Origin of the sequence: Thalassovita mangrovi, from assembly GCF_009857745.1 — a bacterium.
GTDB lineage: Bacteria > Pseudomonadota > Alphaproteobacteria > Rhodobacterales > Rhodobacteraceae > Thalassobius > Thalassobius mangrovi.
The window spans coordinates 1-21,558 of sequence record NZ_WWEN01000008.1 but is presented as its reverse complement, the minus strand read 5'-3'; the positions used below and the strand labels follow the sequence as shown (position 1 = coordinate 21,558).

Below are 21,558 nucleotides of genomic sequence, written 5' to 3'. Positions count from 1 at the left end.
TGGCGGGATGGGGCACCCCCATCCCGCCCTTACGGCAGCAGGGGGATTCATGGACATCCGTCTTGATGGCATCAGCCATTCCTATGACGATTTCGAAGTGATGCGGGACATTTCGCTCCACATCGAAAGCGGGCAGATCGTCTGTATCGTCGGGCCTTCCGGATGCGGCAAATCCACGCTGCTGCGCTTCATCGGCGGGTTGGAACGCCCGTCCAAGGGGCGTGTGTACCAGCTTGGCGAACCGCCCGAGGGCTGCCTGAACCCGCTGACTTATATCTTTCAGGATTTCGCCCTGCTGCCGTGGCGCAGCGTGGCGGGCAACATCTCTCTCGTCTTGGAAGACCACGGCATTCGCGGCGCCAGGGCCAAGGGCATCATCGACGATGTTCTGGCGCGGACCAAGCTTTCCGAATTCGGCAATGCCCTGCCCAAGCAGCTTTCGGGCGGCATGAAGCAACGTGTCGCCATCGCCCGCGCGCTTGCCGTCAATCCGGCGGTGATGCTGATGGACGAACCGCTTTCGGCACTCGACGCGCAGACCCGCGAACTTCTCATGGACGACCTGGTGGATCTTTGGGTACGCCAACCGTTCACCGCGGTCTACGTGACCCACAACCTCGCCGAGGCGGTGCGGCTCGGACACAAGGTCGTCGTGTTGTCGCGGCGTCCGGGGCAAATCCGCGAAGTCGTGGAAATCGACAAGCCCTTGCAGGAAAGGAATTTCGGCGACCCGGAACTGGACGCACAGCAAAAACACCTGTGGGAATTGATGCGCGACGAAGCGCGTGCGGCCGATGCGGAGCTGATCAATGTCTGACACCACCATCTCCACCCCCGCCGAAACCGCCGGCAAGGGCCGGACGGTCGCCTTCCGAGGCGGCGGCTTCGCGCCGAAATCGCACCGATGGGTCGGCGCCGCGGTTTTCGTGTTCCTGATCCTCATCGCCGAATGGGGCACGCGGACGGGCTGGATTTCATCCCTGACCCTGCCCAAGCCTTCTGACGTGCTCGAAACCTTTAAGGAACTCTATACCAGCGGGCTTCTGTTCAAACACCTTGGGCCGTCGCTGTCGCGGCTCGCGATCGGCGCCATCATCGGGGTCAGCCTGGGCATCTCCGTCGGTATCCTGATCGGGCTGTTTTCCTATATCCGCTCCGGCCTCGTGCCGCTTGTGGCAGCGATCTTCCCGATCCCGAAAATCGCGCTTCTGCCGCTGTTCGTGATCTGGTTCGGCATCGGCGAAGGGTCGAAATACGCGCTGATTGCCTTCGGCACCTTCACCCCGACGGTCGTGGCAACCTATGGGGCGGTGGACAACGTGGACCGTTCGCTTATCCGCATGGGCCAGAGCTTCGGCCTGTCCTGGTTTTCCATCGTGCGCAAGATCGTCCTGCCCGGCGCGATGCCGGGCATCCTGTCGGGCATGCGCATTTCGCTGGCCATCGCGATCATCCTGCTGGTCGCCGCCGAAATGCTGGGCGCGGAATACGGGATCGGTGCCTACATCCTCGAAGCCGGGTCGCTCTACGATCTGGAACGGCTCTTTGCCGGCGTCGTGATCCTGTCGCTTCTCGGCGTGATTACCTCGGGCGTCATCGGTCTGATCGAACGGCGGCTGCTGGGTTGGCGGTCATGAGCCGCAAACCCGACAGCGCCTATGACGTGATCGTCGCGGGCGGCGGTGCAGGCGGTGTCGGCGCCCACCGGCCGCCAAGCCTCACGTCCGGGCGATGATCTCGAGTATTTCGGCATGCAATTCCGCCGTCGCCGCGGCGATGACACGCCCGTCGGAGCCAAGGCCCAGTGGCCGGCCTTCCCAATCGGTGATGACGCCGCCGGCGCCCTCGATGACCGGAACCAGTGCCAGGAAGTCGTAGGGTTGCAGGCTCATCTCGATCACCGCGTCCACATGGCCGGAAGCAAGCAGACCGTAGCTGTAGCAATCGCCGCCGAAGCGGCGCATCGCCGCCCCGGCGGTGACATTTTCGAAAACCCGCAGCCCATGTTCGTCGAAGATGTCGGGCGAGGTGGTGTAGACATTGGCATCGCTTAACCGGGTGCAACCGCTGGCCCGGCAGGCCGCGCCGCCAAATTGCGTCGCAGCCCCCGCGCGCCCCACCCAGCGTTCGGCGGTGGCGGGAATGGAAATGATGCCGAGCGTCGGAACGCCGTCTTCAAGATGGGCGATCAGAGTGCCGAAGGTCGGCATCCCCGTGACGAAGCTCTTGGTGCCGTCAATCGGGTCGAGAACCCAGACATGGGCGCTGTCGATATTGGCGTTGCCGTGCTCTTCGCCATAGATCCCGTGGCCGGGATAGGTTGCGCCAATTCTCTCGCGCATCGCCGCCTCGACCGCCCTGTCGGCGAGGGTCACCGGCGACAGGTCCGCCTTTCTTTCAACGTCCAGCGGCGTGCGGAAATAGTCCAGCGACATCGGAGCGGCCAGGTCGGCAAGACCACATGCGAACGCGACCAGGGCCTCGGCTTCCGGCGTTTCCTTCAGACTGTGCATAGATTTTCCTCAATTGAATGACTGGTCACGCCGCTGCGGACCGCGTTTGAGAAATAGCAGTAGACAAAACGCAAAAAAATGCAAGACTACACAAATATCCTCATCCGGGCGGAATTGCGGCCAGTACGGGGGAGGCAACAAAACGGGTCAAAAAACAAACCCACCCTGCCCCAGCACCGCAAATACCGGCGCGCCGGGGCACCTGCCAACAAGGAGACGAACTTTGAAAAGCTGGATTTCGAAATTAACCACTTCCCTTCTTGCGCTCGGCGCGGCGACGGCGGCCTCGGCGGGATCGATCACCGTCTATACCGCCCTGGAAGAGGAAGAAATCGCCGGATACATCGCCGCTGCCGAAGCGTCGATGCCCGATCTCGACATCAACGTTTTGCGGCTGTCCACCGGCAAGCTGGGCGCCCGCATCCTGGCCGAAGCGGACAACCCGCAGGCCGACGTGATCTGGGGCTGGGCCGTCACCGCGATGATGGACCCGCGCATCCTCGGCATGCTGGAACCCTACAAGGCCAAGGGCGTCGACGTGCTGGCCGATTCCTTCCGTGATCCCGATGACCGCTGGTTCGCGCCGATCGGGTACATGGGCGCGTTCTGCGTGAACACCGCGCGGCTGGAACAGAAGGGTCTGCCGATGCCGAAAAGCTGGAAGGACCTGGAAGACCCCGCCTTCAAGGGCGAGGTGCTGATGCCCGATCCGAATTCCTCGGGCACCGGCTACCTGCACGTGAACGCCGTGCTGCAGAACATGGGCGAAGAGGCCGGCTGGGCCCAGCTGGAAGCGGTCGATCCCAACATGGCGCAATATACCTCCTCGGGGTCGAAACCCTGCAAGGCGGCGCGCGTCGGCGAATACACGGTGGGCATCTCGCTGGCCTTCACCGCGATGTCCTCGATCGAGGAAGGCTACCCGCTGGCGATGGTCTTCCCCGAAGGCGGCGTCGGCTATGAACTGGAAGCCTCCGGCCTGATGGCCAGCAGCGGCAACAAGGACGACGCGAAGAAGTTCCTCGACTGGACGATGTCGGACGAGGCGATCGCGCTTTACGGCCAGTACAAGGCGCTGATCACCGTACCGGGCGTGAAAGCCTCGGCCGCGTCCGAAAAGGCTGGTCTGCCGTCGGATATCAGCACCGTCCTGGCAAAGGTCGATTTCGCCAAATCCGCCCAGAACCAGATCGCCGTCAAGCAAACCTGGAAGGATAAGCTGGGCCGTTGATTGCCGGCCCGGTGCGGCGATGGTCCCCTCGGCACCATCGCCGCCTCCCCCCGCGGCGGCCTTCGGGTCGCCGCGGTCCTTGAATACTGCGCCCAACCGAGACACCGCCACATGTATCTGACCGTCCGCAACGCAACCAAGACTTACGGAACCTTCACCGCGCTGGACGATGTGTCCATCTCGATCGAACAGGGCGAATTCGTCTGCCTTCTGGGGCCGTCGGGCTGTGGCAAGACCACGCTGTTGCGGCTGATCGCGGGGCTGACCGATCTCGACGCGGGCGAAATCCTGCTGGAAAACGAACCGCTGTCCGCCCTGCCCGCCCGCAAGCGCGGCTTCGGCATCGTGTTCCAGTCCTATTCGCTGTTCCCCAACATGACGGTGGCCGAAAACATCGGTTACGGGCTGAAGATCCGCAATGTTCCGGCCGGGGATATCGCGGCACGTGTTCGGGAACTTCTGGACCTCATCAAGCTGCCGCATCTGGCCGACAATTTCCCCGGGCAACTGTCGGGCGGGCAGCAGCAGCGCATCGCGCTGGCCCGCGCCATCGCAGTGGACCCGCGTGTCCTTCTGCTCGATGAACCGCTTTCGGCGCTGGATGCGAAGGTCCGCGCCGACCTGCGCAGCGAAATCCGCCAGCTGCAAAGAAGCCTTGGCATCCCCACGCTGATGGTGACCCACGACCAGGAAGAGGCGCTGGCGCTGGCCGACAAGATTATCTGCATGAACCACGGCACCGTGGTGCAGGCAGGCAGCCCGGAAGAGCTTTATCACAAGCCCGCCACGCGCTTCGTGGCGGATTTCATGGGCATCAGCAACCTGATCGACACTGGGACCATCCGGGACGTGCAGCCCGACCTGCTGACCCACCGCCCCGAGGGCGCGGACGACGCCTATATCGCCTGTATCCGCCCCGAACAGATCGCCCTGACCCCGGCCGAGGATGGCCCTGCCACCGTGCGCACGATCGGCTTCCTCGGCAATCTGCGGCGGATCGAGCTGGACAGCCCCTTCGGCCCGCTTGTCGTCGAAACCCACGGCGCCATCGATTGCCGCGAAGGCCAGTCCGTGCAGCTGACGATCACGCCCGAGGCCTGCACCTGGGTCGCCAATGACACGGCGGAGGGCGCGGTATGACCGGGGCCGCCCAGCCCGCGCGCGCCGCGTCCACCCGGCAGGGCATCGACAGCGACAAGCTGCTGACGCTTGTCTGCGTCGGCCTGCCGCTGATCGGGCTGTTGCTGTTCTTCCTCTACCCGATGGCGATCGTGTTCCTGCGGTCGCTGACCACGGCGGACGGGTCTTACGGGCTGGGCAACTATGCCGAGGTTCTGGGCTCTACCGGGTTCTGGCGCGCCACGCGGCATTCGCTGCTCATGGGCGGCGCCACCACGGTTCTGAGCGTGGTGCTGGGCTTCGTCATCGCGCATGGGCTGTACCGCTGCGCCTTTCGCGGCAAATGGCTGATCCGCGCGGTGATCGTGCTGCCGCTGCTGGCGCCGTCGCTGGTGCAGGCGCTTGGGCTGATCTTCCTGCTGGGGCGCAACGGGCTGCTGAACCGCTTCTTCGGGCTGGAAATCGACATCTACGGGTTCTGGGGTCTGCTGATCGCCAACACGCTTTACGCGCTGCCGCAGGCGGTGATGATCATCGGCGCGGCGCTGGTCCTGCTGGATGCCCGAACCTACGAGGCGGCCGAGGTCATGGGCGCATCGCCCGCGCGGCAGTTCCGCGACCTGACACTGCCCGCGGCGCGGTTCGGCATCCTGAACGCCGCCTTCGTCACCTTCACCATCACCATCACCGATTTCGGCAACGCCGCGGTGATCGGCGGCGATTATTCGGTTCTCGCCACCGAAATCTATTCCCAGGTCATCGGGCTGCGCAATTTCAACATGGGCGCGGTTGTCGGCATCATGCTGCTGCTTCCGACCGTGCTGTCCTATTACATCGAACGGCAGGCGATGAAGCGCCAGCAGGGCCAGCAGGCCACCAACGCCCAGCCCTTCGTGCCGCAATTCACCGCGCTGCGCGATCTGCCGATGGCGGCGCTCTGCCTTGCCATCTGCGCGATGATCGTCGCGGTCATCGGCATCGTGGTCTATGCCAGCTTCGTGCGGCTGTGGCCCTACAACCTGTCGCTGACCCCGCGCCATTACGACATCACACTGGCGGGGGGGTATTCGTCGCTCTGGATCACCATCGTGATTTCACTGATGGCGGCGGCGGGGGGCACCCTGGCGGTGTTCCTGCTGGGGATCGGGCTGCGCCGGCTGCCGAAGGCGCTGATGCAGCCGATCCAGCTGTTGGCGGCGATGCCCGCCGCGGTGCCGGGCATGGTTCTGGGCCTCGCCTATATCCTGACCTTCAATTCCACCGCGACGCCGCTTTACCTGCTCTACGGCACGGCGGCGCTGATCGCGATCGTCAATTTCTACCACTATCACACCCAGTCCTTCCTGACCGTGATGACCGGGTTCCGGCAACTGCCCCCCGCGCTCGAGGAAGCGGCGGGCAGCCTTGGCGCGGGGATGGGCCGGATCGCGGTCAACATCATCGCGCCTTTCGTCGCGCCGATGCTGGTGTCGGTGTTCTTCTTCCTGTTCATGCGCTCGATGGTGACCCTGTCGGCGGTGGTGTTCCTGACCACGCCGCATCTGAGCGTCGCCGCCGTCACCATCATGCGGCTGGACGATGCCGGGCTGACATCGCAGGCGGCGGCCTTTTCCACTTGCGTCATGGCTGTGGTCTGCATAGCCCTGCTGGGGATGAAGGCGGTCCTCGCCTATCTGAGCCGGCGCAGCGCAAGGGGAAGGGCAGACTAAGCCATGTGGTCCAAGGAACGGCATCAGCGCATCCTGTCCATGCTGGAAGCGAACGGGCAGGTCAGCGCCAACGACGTGGCGGAACTGCTGGGCGTGTCGCGCGAAACCGTGCGCCGCGATCTTGTCGATCTGGAACGCGACGGCCGGGTGGACCGGGTGCATGGCGGCGCGGTCCTGCCCCAGCCCCGCGGCGAGGAACCGTTCCAGAAACGGATGGGCGAACAGATCCGGGCCAAGCGCGACATCGCCCGAAAGGCCGCGTCGCTGCTGCGCCCCGGCCAGTCGATCCTGGTCGATGCCGGGACCACCACGTCGATCTTCGCCCAGGAACTGGCGAAGCTGTCGGGCATCATGGTGATCACCAATTCGATCGACATCGCAACGACGATTCAGGGCGCCGGCGCCGATATCGAGCTGCTGCTTCTGGGCGGCCGCGTGGTGTCCGACGTGCCCGCCACGCTGGGCGAATTGACCCTTGCCGAAATTCGCCGCTTCAACGTCGACATGGCCTTCATCGCGCCGGTTGCGCTGCACCCCGAAAAAGGCGCCTTTTCCTTCGACCTGCAAGAGGCGGAAATCGCCTCGGCAATGGTCGAACAGGCGGGAGAGACCGTGATCCTGGTCGATCACACCAAGCTGGGCGAAACCAGCCGCGTTCTGTCCTGCGAAGCATCAAAGATCGATACCCTTGTCACCGACAAGAACGCCCCACCCGACGCCCTGCAGCCATTTCGCGAAACCGACATGAGGATCATTGCCTGAGCCGAGGGCGCGACTTCAACTTGCACCTATTGCTTCCACGCTGCTTCCAGTGCGGATTTACCAACGCAAACAACCGCCCTTAGGCGGCTTGTAACATACTGTTATGTTTGTGTTTATTGGTTGTGGGGGCAGGATTTGGACACTATTTGATCCCTGCAGGCCCCAGGCTATGTCAAAACAACTGATGCGGCATACATAGCCCTCGCGGGCATTCAGCCACCTATCGACCGAGCAGATCGGAGACCGCCTCGCGCAGAAATGCCGCGTCAGCGGGGCTGAGCGCCGGATTGCCTGCCCTGTGCCCCCAGATCGATTCAATCGGACGGAATTCGGCGTTCTGCATCATCTCCGCTTCCAGCCTGCTGTCTTCCGGCGTGAAATAAAGATCTGTGCGCGATGGCATGATGAAGGAACGGGCGGAAATCGCCCCCAGCGCTCGGGGCAGATCTCCCTGATAGATTTCATTGTCGGAAATGTCCGACGCCATCCACGTGTCGAGGCCTGCCAGAAGATCATGCGCATCGCGGCGCAGGAAGTTCGCTTCCCACGACCGCACGAGGAAGTCTTCGAGCGACGAATACCCCACCTGTTCGTAGAGCTTTTCACGATAGAAGGCCTGCGACATGGCCCAGCCCGCGTAGACACGCCCCATCGCGCGCAAACCGCGCTTGGGGTGGTCGGCGAAATGATCGCCTTGCCAGTGCGGGTCGCCAGTCAGCGTCACGCGCACACCTTCGAGGAATACCCGGTTGTGGATCGACGTGCGTGCAGACCCGCAGACGGCACAGATGCGGGCGACCTTATCGGGAAAGATCGCACCCCAATGCAGCGCCTGCTGCGCCCCCATCGACCAGCCATAGGCCATAGCCAGACGGTCGACCCCGAAGACTTCGTTCAGCAGGCGGCGCTGCGCGTGGACGTTGTCCCAATGCGTGAAGACCGGATAGCGGTCCGTGCCGAAGGGCGCGTCGAGGTTCGAAGGGGACGATGACAGGCCATTGCCGAACATGTTCGGGACGACGATGAACCACTCGCTCGGGTCGAGAATCTTACCCGGACCGATCAGCCACTCGGTATCGTAATGCTGCGCCCCGTAGGATGTCGGGTAGAGGATGACATTGGACTTGTCCTCCGCAAGGCGCCCATATGTCTTGTAGGCCAGCTTGGCGCTTGGCAGGGTGATCCCGCGCTGAAGCCTGAAGTTCTCGATTTCGAAGACGTTATAGTCAGAAGTTGTCATGTTGCCTCCTGAGGCTGGTTACCTGCCCTTGCGCCAGGAAAATTCCGGATCGAAGCCCTGCATATTGCGGGGCTAGTCAATCGACAGCAGGGTTTCGTGTTCGCAAAGCATGGAACGGATTTCGATACCGGGGATCACCTCGGCCATCAGCGTTGCGCCCCGCTTTGCCGCTGCCGCCTGTCACGACGATATTCTTAATCATGCTTTCCTTTGCCAGGGCGGCATGCGTTCCGGGAACGGATCGCCGATCAGGTTTCATTCACCAGCGGCAACCGTTCCCGTTTAGCACGTCTTTCTTTTCACCCTAAGGGCACGCGTTGATCATTCCAGCCGCATCAGAAGACCGGCTATCAGCTTCGCGCGCTCCGCAAGGCTGGCCACTTCGATATGTTCGCCAAGCGTATGCAACCCCTTGCCGCGCACACCGATGGAATCCAGCGTGGGAATCCCCATGTACCCGGTGAAATTGCCGTCCGAACCGCCACCGGAACTTTCCCCGGTCAGTTCGAATCCGAGTTCCGAACACAGCTCCTTGGCCAGGTCGAACATCGCCATGGTGCCGGGTTGATCGGGTTCCCAGACCGGGCGGGTCACCCCGCGCGTCACCTCGAAGATCACGCCATTTTCTTCGCCCTGCAGGGCCATCATGGCGGCGACACCCTTGTCCAGATCTTCCTGCGTCTTGGCCATGGTCAGCGCCTGCGCCTCGCAGCTCGAAGACACGCAGTTCACCCATTGGCCGGCATGGATGACGCCGACCGAGAAGGTGCAGTCATCGGATGTCATCGCCTCGATCTCGAGGATCTTGCGGGACATGGCCGCGATGGCCGAACGGCCTTCGGATAGGGCCCAACCGGCATGGGAAGGCTTGCCGCGCGTGGTCAGGTTGAAACGCGCGATCGCATAGCGCCCGATCACCGCGCCGCCATCGGGCCGGGCAGGTTCGGGGACCAGCACGTATTTGTTCTTCGCCGCCTCCGCCTCGATCAGGTCACGGGTCGAAGGGGTGCCCACCTCTTCGTCCGGGGTAAACAGTACCGTGACCGGCAGAGGCGATTGCATCCCTGCAGCGGCCAGCGCCTTGATGGCTTCGAGGCTGACGAAATTGCCGCCCTTCATGTCCATGATGCCGGGGCCGTAGCAGATGTCGCCTTCGCGTTTGAAGGGAAGCTTTTCCAGCGTTCCGATCGGATGCACCGTGTCCAGGTGGCCGGAAATCAGGATGCCCGGTTTGCCGAAATCGGGATGCGGGAAACGCGCCCGAACCGAACCGCCAAAGCCCATCCGGCCCGGGATGCGGTCGACGATGGCCCCGGCCACGGTCAGGTCATAGGCGGCGATATCCATCATCCGGTCGACCGCCGCCGCGTCATAGGTGGGGCTTTCGCATTCGATCCAGGGGCGCAGGCGCTCCAGCATATCGTCGGTGTCGAATTTCAGGTCCAGTGGGTTCATCCGGCGGCCTCCGCCACGTTGTCTGACAGCGGCATCCGCCGTTCCACCACCCGTGCCATGATCGAGGCACCGACGGGCAGGATTTCGGTCCCCAGCACGAAACCGGGATTGTGCAACGGCACGGTGCCGGTATGGCCCACCCGGCAATAGGCGCCGGGGACGACCTTCAGCATGTCGGCGAAATCCTCGGACCCGGTGGCGGGCTCGTCGTTGCGGCTGATCATCTCGTCGCCCACGATATCGCGGGCGGCGTCCATATAGGCGTCCGACAGGTCCGCGTCGTTCATCAGCACGTCGAAGACGTTGCGCAGATCGGCGGTGATTTCCACCCCGTAGGCATGCGCCATGCCTTCGCAGAGTTCCTTCACGCGGCGTTCGGCGGTCTCATAGACCTCGTCCTTGAAATAGCGGATCGTGCCGCACAGATGCGCGGTTTCCGGCACTACGTTATAGGCGCTGCCCGCATGGATCTGGGTCACCGACAACACGCAGGAATCCAGCGGCGCGACATTGCGGCTGACGATGGTCTGCAGCTGCCCGACAAGGGACGAGGCGATCACCAGCGCATCACGCGATTGCTGCGGCATCGCGGCATGGCTGCCGCGCCCGGTCACGGTGATGTCGAAGAACGACGCCCCCGCCATCGCCGCGCCCTTGCAGATGCCCACGGTGCCCGGTTCGCCATTGGGCGAATTGTGCATCCCGTAGACCTCGTCGCAAGGGAAGCGGTCGAAAAGCCCGTCCGCCAGCATCCCGCGCGCACCGCCCAAGCCTTCTTCGGCGGGCTGGAAGATCAGAACCGCGGTGCCGTCGAAATTGCGGGTCTCGGCAAGGTGCTTGGCCGCGCCCAGCAGCATCGTGGTGTGGCCGTCATGGCCGCAGGCATGCATTTTCCCCGAATTTTTCGAGGAATACGGCAGGTTGGTCTGCTCGTCGATCGGCAGCGCGTCCATATCGGCCCGCAGGCCGATGCGCTTGCCGCCCTTGCCCTTGCCGTGGACGATGCCGACGACGCCGGTATTGCCGATGCCGGTATGCACTTCGTCCACGCCATAGGCCTTCAGCTTCTCAGCGACGATGGCGCTGGTGCGTTCCTCCTCCATCCCGATCTCGGGAAAGGTATGCAGGTCCTTGAAAATATCGGTCAGCTCGTCGGTGCTGGCCTCGATCACGGGTAGGATATTCATTCTCTGTCTCCCAAGTGTCTGTCGGCAATGGTCGGCGCTCAGGCCGCACCGAGTGCCCTGAAATTCGCGAAATCCCAGCTTCGGCCCGGAGCGGCCTCGATCAGGGATCGGGTATAGGCGTGTTGCGGGTTGCCCAGGACTTCGCCGGCGGGACCGTGTTCCACCACCTCGCCACGCTGCATCACCAGAACGTCGTCACAGATTTGAGCGGCCACGCGCAAATCATGGGTGATGAACACGATGGTGATGCCCAGCTTTTCCTGCAGGTCATCCAAAAGCTCGAGAACCTGCGCCTGCACCGACACATCCAGTGCCGACACCGCTTCGTCCGCGACCAAGACATCGGGCTGCATAGCCACGGCGCGGGCGATCGCGATCCGCTGACGCTGCCCGCCCGAGAACTGGTGCGGGTAGCGGTCCAGACTGTCGCGCGGCAGGCCGACGATTTCCATCAGTTCGGCGGCGCGTTTCAGCGCCTGCTTCGGCGACTGGCCATAGTTCACCGGCCCCTCGATCAGGCTGCGCCCCACGGTCCAGCGCGGGTTGAGCGACCGGAACGGATCCTGAAACACCACCTGCAAATGCTTGCGGTGCGGCTTCAGCTCCTTCCGGCTCAGATGCGCGATATTGGCGTCCCGCAGGCGGATCGTGCCATTGGTCGGCTCGATCAGCCGCATGATGCAGCGCGCCACGGTGGACTTGCCCGAGCCGCTTTCGCCGACGATCCCCAAGGTACGCCCGCGCGCCACGTCAAAGCTGACCTCCTTGGCGGCGTGGGTGTCCGGGCGACGCACGAACAAGCCCCCGCCGCCATAAATCTTGTTCAGCCTTCTCACCTTCAGCACCGGGGCACCTTCCGGGGCCGGGCGCGGGACGCGCGGGGTCAGGCTGGGCACGGCCGCCAGCAGTTTGCGGGAATAGTCCTCTTGCGGATTGCTCAGCAGGGTTTCGATCGGGGCGCTTTCCACCATGTCGCCGTGATTCATCACGTAAACCGTATCCGCGATTTCCGCGACGACGCCCATGTCGTGGGTGATGAACAGAACCGCGGTGCCATGCTTTTCCTGCAGTTCCGCGATCAGCGACAGGATCTGCTTTTGCGTGGTGACGTCGAGAGCCGTGGTCGGTTCGTCGGCGATCAGCAGTTCCGGTTCCAGAACCAGCGCCATGGCGATCATGATCCGCTGCCGCTGCCCGCCGGACAATTGGTGCGGATAGCTGCGATAAATCCGCTCCACATCCGGCAGATGGACCTGTTCCATGATGTCGATGACCCGTCGGCGGCGTTCGTCAGCCGGCAGCTTGGTATGGCTTTCCAGAACTTCCTCGATCTGGTCGCCCACCCGCAGCACGGGATTCAGCGCCGTCATCGGTTCCTGGAAGATCATCGCGACGCGGCGGGCGCGAATATCCTGCATCGCGCCGGCCGATTGCGCCAGAAGGTCCGTGTCCGACAGGGTGATGCTGCCGCCGGTGACCATCAGCGCGTTCTTGGGCAGAAGCCCCATCACCGCCAGCGATGTCACCGATTTCCCCGACCCGCTTTCGCCCACCAGACAGACGGTTTCCCCCTGCCGGATGTTCAGGCTGATGCCGTTCAGGACCGGTTTGACCTTGGCGGCGGGGGGCAGGCTGACAACCAGATCCTCGATCCGGAGCACTGTTTTCGCCTCATCGAAATTGCGTGATTTGAAGAGCATCGGATTATTCCCCCCGTTTCTTAAGGCGTGGGTCCAGCATGTCGCGCGCGGCGTCGCCCAGAAGGTTGATGGACAGGATGCACAGCGACAGCATCAGGCCCGGCCACAGGATCAGTTCCGGTTTGATCCGGAAATATTGCCGCCCCTCGGCCATGATGTTCCCCCAGGTCGGGATTTCGGTGGACACGCCCGCACCCAGGAAGGACAGGATCGCCTCGGTCAGGATTGCGGACGCCACGATATAGGTGCCCTGCACGATCAGCGGCGCCATGGTGTTGGGCATCAGGTGCCGGAACAGGATCTTCGGCATCGAAGACCCCAGTGCGATAGCGGCCTCGACATAGGGTTCTTCGCGCGCACTCAGCACGACCGAACGGACCAGACGCACCACCCGCGGGATTTCAGGGATGGTGATCGCCATGATCACCGAGGTGATCGAGGGACCGTTGAGCGCGACCAGCGCAATCGCCAGAAGGATCGACGGGATCGCCATCAGACTATCCATTACGCGCATGATCACCGTGTCCATCATGCGGAAGAAACCGGCAATCAGACCGATCACCAGACCGATCAGCACCGATACGATGGCAGCCCCGATGCCGATGAAAAGCGATACCCGCCCCCCGATCAGCACACGCGAATAAAGGTCGCGGCCATAAGGGTCGGTTCCCAGAGGGTAATCCGGCATCGGCCCTTTCAGGCGCAGCATGGGCTGCATTTCCAGCGGGTCATGCGGCGCCAGCCAGGGCGAGAGCAGGGTCACCACGACAATCGCCAACAGGATTACACCGGCGATCAACGGCCCCACGCCCAGCTTTGCCAAACCGGGGATGGAAAACAACCGCAGCACCGATTGCGTGGCCGCCGCCGGGGGTACATTATTCTCAGACATCAGTAGCGTATCCTCGGGTCGAAAATCGTGTAGGAAATGTCGATCAGCAGGTTCACGACGACATAGGTGCCGCTTGTGATCAGGATCATCGCCTGGATGACCGGGTAATCACGGGCCAGGATGGCATCGACGGTCAATCGCCCGATACCGGGGATATTGAACACGCTCTCGGTGACAACCACGCCGGAAATGAGCAAGGCAAAGCCGGTGCCGATCACGGTCAGGATCGGCACCGATGCATTGCGCAATGCGTGCCGGAACAACACCTTGCTTTCGCGGACGCCCTTGGCGCGGGCGGTGCGGATATAATCCTCGCCCAGCACCTCGAGCATCGAGGCCCGCGTCATCCGCGCGATCAGGGCCACGTAGATCGTGGCCAGCGTCAGTGCGGGCAGGATCGCCCGGTCAAGGAAAGCCAGCATTCCCTTTTCGCTGGGAGAGGCATAGCCCTGCACCGGCAGCCAGCCCAGCGTGATGGAAAAGACCAGTATGAACAGGTAGCCGATGACGAATACCGGCACCGAAAACCCCAGGACGGAAAAGCTCATCACCGCGTAATCGATCCAGGAACGATGCCTCCACGCGGCGATTACCCCCATCGGCACGGCGATCAGAACGGCGATCACGATGGTCAGAAGCGCCATGTTGAGCGTAGGGAAGATGCGTTGCCCGATCATTTCCGTCACCTCGGTGCCAGAGATCAGGGACACGCCTAGGTCACCCTTCAACAGCTGCCCGATCCACGTCATGAACTGCGTCAGCAGCGGATCGTTCAATCCCATCGCCTCGCGGATACGGTCCAGTTGTTCGGGGGTCGCCATATCGCCGGCGATGATCGCGGCGGGATCGCCGGGCGTCAGCCGCAGCAGCAGGAAGACGAAAATGGCGACGATCAGCATGACGGGAATGATCGCCAGAATGCGTCGGATAATGTAGCCCAGCATCGACAAGGAAGCCTTTCGTTGGGGAAGTCTCGGGATATTCAGACGGCAAAAAGCGATGCCACCAATTCGTGCCCGGCGCCGGGAGATCAAGCGCCGAGCACGTCAGGCTGAAATCAGCCTTCCTTCTTGATGTTCCAGAACACCGGGACGGGCGAGGGCAGCATATCCACGATATTGCTGCGCCGCGCCTGCGGGTTGATGTACTGGCCCAGCGGGATGTACAGGACTTGCTCCAGCGTATGGGCCTGGATTTTCTTGGCGATTGCCTGCTGTTCTTCCAGCGAACCGGCATCGACGAAGGCCGCTTTCAGCTCTTCGACAACCGGATCATCCGGCCAGCCGAACCATGCCTTGTCGCCGCGGCCATTCAGCATCGGCGACACCAGCGGGCTGCTGATTTCGGGCACCAGCCAGTTGGTGAAGAACAGGTTCCAGCCCCCTTCTGCGGGCGGGTTCTGGCTGGCGCGGCGGGTCACCAGCGTCTGCCAGTCCATCGGCTGCATGTCCACGTTGAAGCCGGCGTTGCGCAGGGCCTGCGCGGCGACGACCGGCTGGGCGGCCAGCGTGACAACGTCGGTCGGTGCCATCAGAACCAGCGGAGTGCCGTCATAGCTGCTTTCAGCCAGCAGTTTCTTGGCACCTTCGATATCGCCGCCCGAGGTCAGCGTTTCCGAACCCGTGGCATCGGCCAGCGGCGTGCCGCAGCCGAAAATGGCGCCGCAGACTTCGTAGTAGTCGGGGTTGCCGACCAGCGTGGCAAGAACGGCCTCCTGCGAAAGGGCCATTTGTGCGGCCTGACGCACCTTGATGTCGTTGAACGGCGGATACTTGAAGTTCATCCGGCCAATGGTCTGATAGCCCATCGGTTCGCGTTTTTCGTAGACAACGTCCGGGTCACCGTCCAGCAGCGGCAGCAGGTCGACCTGCAGCGCCTCGATATAGTCGATTTCACCGGCCAGAAGCGCGTTCATGGACGTCTGCACATCGGGCATGGTGGTCCAGACGACCTTGTCCACGTTGACGACCTTACCACCCGCCATGTTGTCGGCCGGTTCGGAACGGGGAAGGTAATCCTCGTTCTTCACGTAGGTCACGCTGACGCCGGGCTGGAATTCATCCACGACGAACTTGAAAGGGCCGGAACCGATATGTTCGGTGATCGCCGTATCCGAAGGGGTTGCGGCAATCCGCGCCGGCATGATGAAGGGCGGCAGCGCGGACTGCTTGCCGATGGTATCCAACAGCGGGCCGAACGGTTTGGTCAGCTTCCAAACCAGCGTCTTGTCATCGGTCGCGGTCAGGCTTTCGGTGACATCCATGATCAGTTGGCCACCCGCATCGCGCTTGGCCCAACGCTTCAGCGAGGCTTCTGCATCTGCCATGGTGACCGGGGCACCATCGTGGAATTTCAAACCGTCGCGCAGGGTAAACGTATAGGTCAGACCATCGTCCGAAACGGTCCAATCCGCCATTTGCGGCTGCGGTTTAAAATCGCCATCCACGGCAACCAGCACATCATAGATCATGTAGGCGTGGTTCCGCGTGATGTGGGCCGTGGTAATCACCGGATCCAGAACCCGCAGACCCGAATGCATCACTGCGGTGATGGTCGTTTCAGCCCATGCGGCACCGGCAGTCGCCATTGCGGTGGTCGCCAGCAGCGCACCAGCCACCAGGCTGCGGATGCTTGAAGTACTCCGGGATCGGAAGGAATGAAAACTCATATTCTTCTCTCTCTGTTGTATCTTTGTTGGTTGTTCTGCAGGCCTGCGTTTTTCGCAGGTTCTTCGGTGGTAAATGGTCACGCCTGATCGGGGTCAGCTTTCCTCCTGTGTTGTCAGTGGCGGGTCAAAGCGTACGCCCATCGGTTCCAGCTTCATGCCCGCCGCCAGCCGCGTCCACGGCAGGCTGGCAGGGCTGAGCGGCATCGGACCGGGGGCCGTACACACCAGAATGGTTTCCGCGATCGGATCGAAATCCGCACGGAAATGGACCGAGCTTTTGTTGACCAGAATGTCCTGCTCGGTGGGTTCGATCCCGACGAAACGGTACATTTCCTGGTCGGCCATCTGCGCCTTGTTGGTGGTGACAACCACCCGCACATCGCCGATCCGCAAACACGCCGACGGCCCGAGATCCATCGGAGCACCACCGTAATAGGGACCGGACGCCACAAATTTTCCGTCCGCGAGCGTTTCCACCACGAACCGTCCCGCGAACGGGCTGTCGCCGGGCAGATTTGAAAACCCGCCCAATTCGATGTCGATCTCGGCCCCTTGCCCAGCCGCATGCGCCGCAGCGGCCGCGGCGGGATCGACCATCAGGCCCAAAGCGGCGCGTTGCGCACCGGCCTTCACCAGCGCACGCAACATGCCGGTCGTATTGGAATCGCCCCCCGCCCCGGGATTGTCCTGCGTATCCGCGATCACGATGGGTCTGGTGGCCGCGGCGGCCAGTCGAACGGCCTCGGCCACCCCCGCGTCGGGATCGTAGGAGATACCTGCGAATGCTGGCTCGGCCGCACAAACATCTTCCAACACGGCGTCGGCCGCGGCATCCGCCGCCGCCTGGGTCGCGCCATAGGACACCACAGTCGGTCCGCATTCCGGGAAATCCGCCGCCGGAAAGCCGAAGAAGAAGGAAAGGCTGGACAGGTCGCCGCCTTCGCGGCCGGCCGCTCGGGCATAAATGCCCTGCGCCGGTTCGGTCACGGTGCTTTGCCATGCAATCGGGATCAGGAAATCCAGCCGGCGGAACGCCTTGGCGAATGGGGTGCCGCGCGACATCAACCGGTCCAGCTGCTCCGCCGCGCGGTATCCGGTCTCGGCCATGTCGACATGCGGATAGGTGCGGAACCCGACCAGCACATCGGCGGCCTGAACCATTTGGTCGGTGATATTTCCATGCAGGTCCAAAGCTGCGGCAATAAACACGTCCGGCCCGACGACCTGCCGCACCCGGGCCAGCAATTCGCCTTCGCCATCTTCGACATGTTCGGCGACCATAGCGCCGTGCAGGTCAAGGAACACGCCATCCAGGGGCAAGGCCGCGCGGATTCCTTCAACGATTTCGTCGGTGATCCGGGTATAGGCATCCCGCTCGACCGCAGCCGACGGGATCGCGCCGCACCACATGACCGGAACCATGTCCCAACCCGCATCCTCGCCGAATGCAACCGCGCCACCGATGCCCAGATTGATGCCGCGCGCCGATTCCATCATCAGCGGCCCGCGCGCCAAAGGCATGTAACCGCCACCCTGAACGAAGCTGTCAAAAGTCGCCGGACTGGGCGCAAAAGTATTCGTTTCGTGAAGGAAACCGGCCAAAGCCACACGTTTCGCCATAGTCCAGATCACCCCATCCACGCTTCTTTTCCCGATTTCAATGTATTGCATTGCAATACACTTGCATCGTATTATAAGCGTAGGCGAATGCTTTCCGCTGGGTCAACAAGGATTGCGAGAATAATGCTCCGAAACACTCTTCGTGCTGAATCCGGCGTCCCTTTTTTAAGCAGTGAGCAACGGGCCGACCCTTTGTTCATCAACTCCATTGCACGGGCGATGCAGGTATTGGCTGCATTCCACGATGCGGACCGCCCGTTATCTCTGTCAGACATTGCGGAGCGCGCCGGAGTAGACCGCAGCGGCGCGCAGCGTATCGTTCACACGCTGCGCAGCCTTGGCTATATCCAGCGCGATGCCGAAGACCGCGGTTTCCTGCCCGGTATCCGCATCATGGATCACACTTTGGATTACCTGCGGCTGAACCCGTTGATCCAGCGCGCAACTCCGGTGCTGCTCGAACTGCGCCGCAACGTGCAGGAACGGGTGGACTTGTCGCTGTTCGACGGGCAGCGAGTCGTCTACGCGGCCCGCATGCAAAGCAAGCGGGAATCCTTTTATGCCACGCTGGTGGGGCACAGCGTCCCCACCTTCAGCTCTTCCGGGGGATGGGCGATCATGGCGCGGCTGAGCGATGAAGAAGCGATGGATATCATCGAAAATTCGGACCGCAGCCCCTTCACCCCGCGCACTCTGACTGACCCCGGCGAAATTATCGAAGAAGTGCGCCGGACCCGCGCGCGCGGCTATAGCCTTGCCGTCGAACAGATCCTGCTCGGAGAGGTCGCGATCGGCGTCGCGATCACCAACCCGCAAGGTCGGCCATTGGGGGCGATCCACGTGGCAGGCTCCTTGTCTGAATGGACCCCCGAAGAATTCAGCACCCGCATGGCGCCCCTGGCCTTGGAAGCGGCCCGTGCGATCAATCATTACTGACCCGAGACGTTTCATCATGACTGAATATGAACTGCCCGGCCTGTCTGCCCCCGTCACCATGAAGATCGACCGCTGGGGCCTGCCCCACATCAAGGCGGAAAACCTGCCCGATCTGTTCTTTGCCCAGGGTTTCAACGCCGCCCGGGACAGGCTGTGGCAAATCGATCTGTGGCGCAAACGGGGACTGGGCCTGCTGGCCGCCGATTTCGGCCCCGGCTACCTGATGCAGGACCGCGCCGCGCGGCTGTTCCTGTATCGCGGCGACATGGAACCGGAATGGGCCGCCTATGGCGACGACGCGGAAATGATCTGTACCGCCTTCGCCAACGGGATCAATGCCGCTGTGGACCAGGTTCTGGCGGGGAACATGCCCATGCCAGAAGAATTTTCCGTTCTCGGAACCACCCCGGCCCATTGGCACCCCGAAGACGTGGTGCGCATTCGCACCCATTGCCTGACGCGCAATGCGGGTTCGGAACTCGCCCGGGCGCAGGTCCTGGCGCTGGCCGATCCGGAAACCGACCTTTTGCGCGCGCCGCTGAATCCACCGGTGGATGCCTCAGAGTGGGCGGTGAACGCGGGTGCAGGGCTGCCTGCCCATGCGCTTTCGGTGTTTGAACTGGCAACGGCGCCGGTCACTTTCTCGCCCGAGCGTCTATCGGTCACGCTGGAAGATGCCGCATGCTGGTCGCGCGTCGATAAGGCCAAGACCGTGGTGCAGGCCCCGTCGATGGAGGGATCGAACAACTGGGTCGTTTCCGGCCAGCGCACCGCGTCGGGCCGGCCCATCATGGCCAGCGACCCGCATCGCGCCCACGCAGCGCCGTCGCTGCGCTACATGGTACACCTGACCGCACCGGGGCTCAACGTGATCGGCGCGGGCGAACCCAGCAGCCCCGGCATCATGGCGGGGCATAACGGCCACGCGGCCTTCAGCCTGACAATTTTCTGTGCGGATCAGGAAGACGTCATGGTCTATGACACAGATCCCGCCGACGCCCTGCGCTACCGCTACAAGGACGGCTGGGAAGAAATGGAAACCGTTTCCGAACGGTTCGCCGTGCGCGGTCATCCCGATCAGGACTTGGACCTGCATTTCACCCGTCATGGCCCCGTCGTCTGGCAGGATGCCGACAGCAACCGCGCGCTGGCGCTGCGCACCGTGTTCACCAACCCCGGCACCGCCCCCTACATGACCAGCCTGAAAACCATGCGCGCCACCAGCTTTGCCGCGTTCCGGCAAGACGCTGGGACATGGGGCGCGCCTTCGGTCAACCTGGTTTACGGCGATGTGACGGGCGATTTCGGCTGGCAAGCGGCGGGCTACGTACCGCGCCGCGACGGCTGGCGCGGGCTGGTCCCGGTCGCGGGGGACGGGCGGTTCGAATGGCAAGGCTACCTGACCTCGCGCGACTTGCCCTATCTGGACAACCCGGCGCAGGGCTACGTCCATTCCGCCAATGAAATGAACCTTCCTCCCGAGGCACAGACCGGTCCCGCCATCGGCCACGAATGGTTCGAGGATCAGCGCGCCGCGCGGATCGCAGACGCTCTGGCTGCCCGGGACGACCACGATCTGGACAGTTCGACCGCGCTTCAGACCGATACGTTTTCGCCCTTTGCGCCGCGTTTGATTGCCCTGCTTCCGGAGGATGTGCCGGGGGCCGACCTTCTGCGCCTGTGGGATTGCCGTTCAGATGCGGAATCGGCCCCTGCCCTGCTGTACGAACTCTGGCTGTCGTCGCACCTGCGCCCCGCCCTGCTGGCCTTGATCGCGCCCGATCCGGATTTGCGGCGCTTCCTGGCGCCGGGCAATATTCCCGTCGTGACCGAGATTCTCGAAGGCTTGCACCCGGCGCTGAGCCACCGCGCTCAGCTCGACAAACAGGGCGCGCGAGACGCGCTTATGCGCGACACGCTGGCCGCCGCCTTGCAGGAAGCGACAGACCGTTTCGGTGCACCTGAAAACTGGCACTGGGGCGATCTTCATCACGGCTGGTTCGATCATGCACTTACCCCGGTGAAGGCCGGGTTTGACCTTGGGCCGTGGGCCAAGGGGGGCGGCAATACGTCGATCATGCTGGCTCACCACGAGGCTTCGGATTACCGCGTGAAGATCGGGGCCTCCGTACGGATGGTGATCGACGTGGGCGATTGGGACAAAAGCGTATGGATCAACGCGCCTGGGCAATCGGGAATGCAGGCCTCACAGCATGTGCAGGATCTTGCCCCACTTTGGGCCAAAGGGGATTATGTTCCGCTGGCCTATTCCGAAAATGTGATCAACGAAGTTACCGTAAGAACCGTTGTTTTAAGGCCTGCTCAAAACTAATCACCCCGTGTCGCTTTATTCTCCGTTTTTTTACTATTCGGGAAAGCCAATTCAGTGGACGGGATCGGCGCCAAAGTGGCTCTAAAAACGACGAAAGCCGCCCTGAGGCGGCTTGTTCGACAGTTTTGGTTGCGGGGGCAGGATTTGAACCTGCGACCTTCAGGTTATGAGCCTGACGAGCTACCGGGCTGCTC

At 62.8% G+C, this 21,558-nt stretch carries 17 protein-coding genes; 8 read left to right on the top strand and 9 right to left on the bottom strand.

Annotation, left to right across the window (positions count from 1 at the left end):
- Positions 1 to 49: 49 nt before the first annotated feature.
- Positions 50 to 817 (top strand): ABC transporter ATP-binding protein, encoded by a 768-nt coding sequence (locus GR167_RS16100; protein ID WP_160974752.1) that lies wholly within the window; start codon positions 50 to 52, stop codon positions 815 to 817.
- Positions 810 to 1,637: an ABC transporter permease gene (locus GR167_RS16095; RefSeq protein ID WP_160974751.1), complete on the top strand. Its 828-nt coding sequence runs from the start codon at positions 810 to 812 to the stop codon at positions 1,635 to 1,637. Before GR167_RS16100 ends, GR167_RS16095 begins: the two co-directional genes overlap by 8 nt.
- Before the next feature lie 81 nt (positions 1,638 to 1,718).
- Here the strand turns inward: GR167_RS16095 and hisN are convergent, their stop codons facing one another.
- Positions 1,719 to 2,513: a histidinol-phosphatase gene (gene hisN, locus GR167_RS16090; RefSeq protein WP_160974750.1), complete on the bottom strand. Its 795-nt coding sequence runs from the start codon at positions 2,511 to 2,513 to the stop codon at positions 1,719 to 1,721.
- A gap of 223 nt (positions 2,514 to 2,736) precedes the next feature.
- On the opposite strand from hisN, the gene GR167_RS16085 reads away from it, so the two are divergent.
- The 4 genes from GR167_RS16085 to GR167_RS16070 all read left to right on the top strand — a co-directional run bounded on the left by GR167_RS16085 (position 2,737) and on the right by GR167_RS16070 (position 7,334).
- Positions 2,737 to 3,744 (top strand): ABC transporter substrate-binding protein, encoded by a 1,008-nt coding sequence (locus GR167_RS16085; protein WP_212770010.1) that lies wholly within the window; start codon positions 2,737 to 2,739, stop codon positions 3,742 to 3,744.
- Positions 3,745 to 3,855: 111 nt separating this feature from the next.
- A complete protein-coding gene (locus GR167_RS16080; protein WP_160974749.1) occupies positions 3,856 to 4,884 on the top strand; it encodes an ABC transporter ATP-binding protein in 1,029 nt (342 codons plus the stop codon).
- Positions 4,881 to 6,572: an ABC transporter permease subunit gene (locus tag GR167_RS16075; RefSeq protein WP_160974748.1), complete on the top strand. Its 1,692-nt coding sequence runs from the start codon at positions 4,881 to 4,883 to the stop codon at positions 6,570 to 6,572. Before GR167_RS16080 ends, GR167_RS16075 begins: the two co-directional genes overlap by 4 nt.
- 3 nt (positions 6,573 to 6,575) lie before the next feature.
- The gene (locus GR167_RS16070) at positions 6,576 to 7,334 is read left to right on the top strand and encodes a DeoR/GlpR family DNA-binding transcription regulator (RefSeq protein ID WP_160974747.1); all 759 of its coding nucleotides are present in this window, start codon (positions 6,576 to 6,578) and stop codon (positions 7,332 to 7,334) included.
- Positions 7,335 to 7,554: 220 nt separating this feature from the next.
- Here the strand turns inward: GR167_RS16070 and GR167_RS16065 are convergent, their stop codons facing one another.
- From GR167_RS16065 to GR167_RS16030, 8 genes are all read right to left on the bottom strand, one after another.
- The gene (locus GR167_RS16065) at positions 7,555 to 8,574 is read right to left on the bottom strand and encodes an alpha/beta fold hydrolase (protein WP_160974746.1); all 1,020 of its coding nucleotides are present in this window, start codon (positions 8,572 to 8,574) and stop codon (positions 7,555 to 7,557) included.
- Between the two features lie 321 nt (positions 8,575 to 8,895).
- Positions 8,896 to 10,029 (bottom strand): M20/M25/M40 family metallo-hydrolase, encoded by a 1,134-nt coding sequence (locus GR167_RS16060; protein WP_160974745.1) that lies wholly within the window; start codon positions 10,027 to 10,029, stop codon positions 8,896 to 8,898.
- A complete protein-coding gene (locus GR167_RS16055; protein ID WP_160974744.1) occupies positions 10,026 to 11,216 on the bottom strand; it encodes a M20 aminoacylase family protein in 1,191 nt (396 codons plus the stop codon). The genes GR167_RS16060 and GR167_RS16055 overlap by 4 nt, the downstream gene beginning before the upstream one ends.
- A 38-nt stretch (positions 11,217 to 11,254) precedes the next feature.
- Positions 11,255 to 12,916, bottom strand: coding sequence for an ABC transporter ATP-binding protein (locus GR167_RS16050; RefSeq protein WP_160974743.1), 1,662 nt, complete (start codon positions 12,914 to 12,916; stop codon positions 11,255 to 11,257).
- Positions 12,917 to 12,920: 4 nt separating this feature from the next.
- Complete coding sequence (locus GR167_RS16045; protein WP_160974742.1) at positions 12,921 to 13,808, bottom strand: ABC transporter permease; 888 nt, start codon at positions 13,806 to 13,808, stop codon at positions 12,921 to 12,923.
- Positions 13,808 to 14,752 (bottom strand): ABC transporter permease, encoded by a 945-nt coding sequence (locus GR167_RS16040; protein ID WP_160974741.1) that lies wholly within the window; start codon positions 14,750 to 14,752, stop codon positions 13,808 to 13,810. The genes GR167_RS16045 and GR167_RS16040 overlap by 1 nt, the downstream gene beginning before the upstream one ends.
- Before the next feature lie 113 nt (positions 14,753 to 14,865).
- Entirely contained in the window at positions 14,866 to 16,425 is a 1,560-nt protein-coding gene (locus GR167_RS16035; RefSeq protein WP_370741332.1) for an ABC transporter substrate-binding protein, read from the bottom strand.
- 144 nt (positions 16,426 to 16,569) lie between these two features.
- Complete coding sequence (locus GR167_RS16030; RefSeq protein WP_160974739.1) at positions 16,570 to 18,096, bottom strand: M81 family metallopeptidase; 1,527 nt, start codon at positions 18,094 to 18,096, stop codon at positions 16,570 to 16,572.
- Positions 18,097 to 18,219: 123 nt separating this feature from the next.
- Here GR167_RS16030 and GR167_RS16025 point away from each other — a divergent pair, with 123 nt between their 5' ends.
- Positions 18,220 to 19,032 (top strand): IclR family transcriptional regulator, encoded by an 813-nt coding sequence (locus GR167_RS16025; RefSeq protein ID WP_160974738.1) that lies wholly within the window; start codon positions 18,220 to 18,222, stop codon positions 19,030 to 19,032.
- A 16-nt stretch (positions 19,033 to 19,048) separates the two neighbouring features.
- A complete protein-coding gene (locus tag GR167_RS16020; protein ID WP_160974737.1) occupies positions 19,049 to 21,364 on the top strand; it encodes a penicillin acylase family protein in 2,316 nt (771 codons plus the stop codon).
- The last annotated feature ends 194 nt before the right edge of the window (positions 21,365 to 21,558 follow it).

Excerpts from the sequence above, each read along its gene's own strand:
- GR167_RS16045 (WP_160974742.1), bottom strand. The coding sequence starts at position 13,808 with ATGTCTGAGAATAATGTACCCCCGGCGGCGGCCACGCAATCGGTGCTG.
- GR167_RS16075 (WP_160974748.1), top strand. The coding sequence starts at position 4,881 with ATGACCGGGGCCGCCCAGCCCGCGCGCGCCGCGTCCACCCGGCAGGGC.
- GR167_RS16040 (WP_160974741.1), bottom strand. The coding sequence starts at position 14,752 with ATGCTGGGCTACATTATCCGACGCATTCTGGCGATCATTCCCGTCATG.
- GR167_RS16020 (WP_160974737.1), top strand. The coding sequence starts at position 19,049 with ATGACTGAATATGAACTGCCCGGCCTGTCTGCCCCCGTCACCATGAAG.
- GR167_RS16080 (WP_160974749.1), top strand. The coding sequence starts at position 3,856 with ATGTATCTGACCGTCCGCAACGCAACCAAGACTTACGGAACCTTCACC.
- GR167_RS16055 (WP_160974744.1), bottom strand. The coding sequence starts at position 11,216 with ATGAATATCCTACCCGTGATCGAGGCCAGCACCGACGAGCTGACCGAT.
- GR167_RS16030 (WP_160974739.1), bottom strand. The coding sequence starts at position 18,096 with ATGGCGAAACGTGTGGCTTTGGCCGGTTTCCTTCACGAAACGAATACT.
- GR167_RS16065 (WP_160974746.1), bottom strand. The coding sequence starts at position 8,574 with ATGACAACTTCTGACTATAACGTCTTCGAAATCGAGAACTTCAGGCTT.
- GR167_RS16050 (WP_160974743.1), bottom strand. The coding sequence starts at position 12,916 with ATGCTCTTCAAATCACGCAATTTCGATGAGGCGAAAACAGTGCTCCGG.
- GR167_RS16070 (WP_160974747.1), top strand. The coding sequence starts at position 6,576 with ATGTGGTCCAAGGAACGGCATCAGCGCATCCTGTCCATGCTGGAAGCG.
- GR167_RS16100 (WP_160974752.1), top strand. The coding sequence starts at position 50 with ATGGACATCCGTCTTGATGGCATCAGCCATTCCTATGACGATTTCGAA.
- GR167_RS16095 (WP_160974751.1), top strand. The coding sequence starts at position 810 with ATGTCTGACACCACCATCTCCACCCCCGCCGAAACCGCCGGCAAGGGC.
- GR167_RS16060 (WP_160974745.1), bottom strand. The coding sequence starts at position 10,029 with ATGAACCCACTGGACCTGAAATTCGACACCGACGATATGCTGGAGCGC.
- GR167_RS16025 (WP_160974738.1), top strand. The coding sequence starts at position 18,220 with ATGCTCCGAAACACTCTTCGTGCTGAATCCGGCGTCCCTTTTTTAAGC.
- hisN (WP_160974750.1), bottom strand. The coding sequence starts at position 2,513 with ATGCACAGTCTGAAGGAAACGCCGGAAGCCGAGGCCCTGGTCGCGTTC.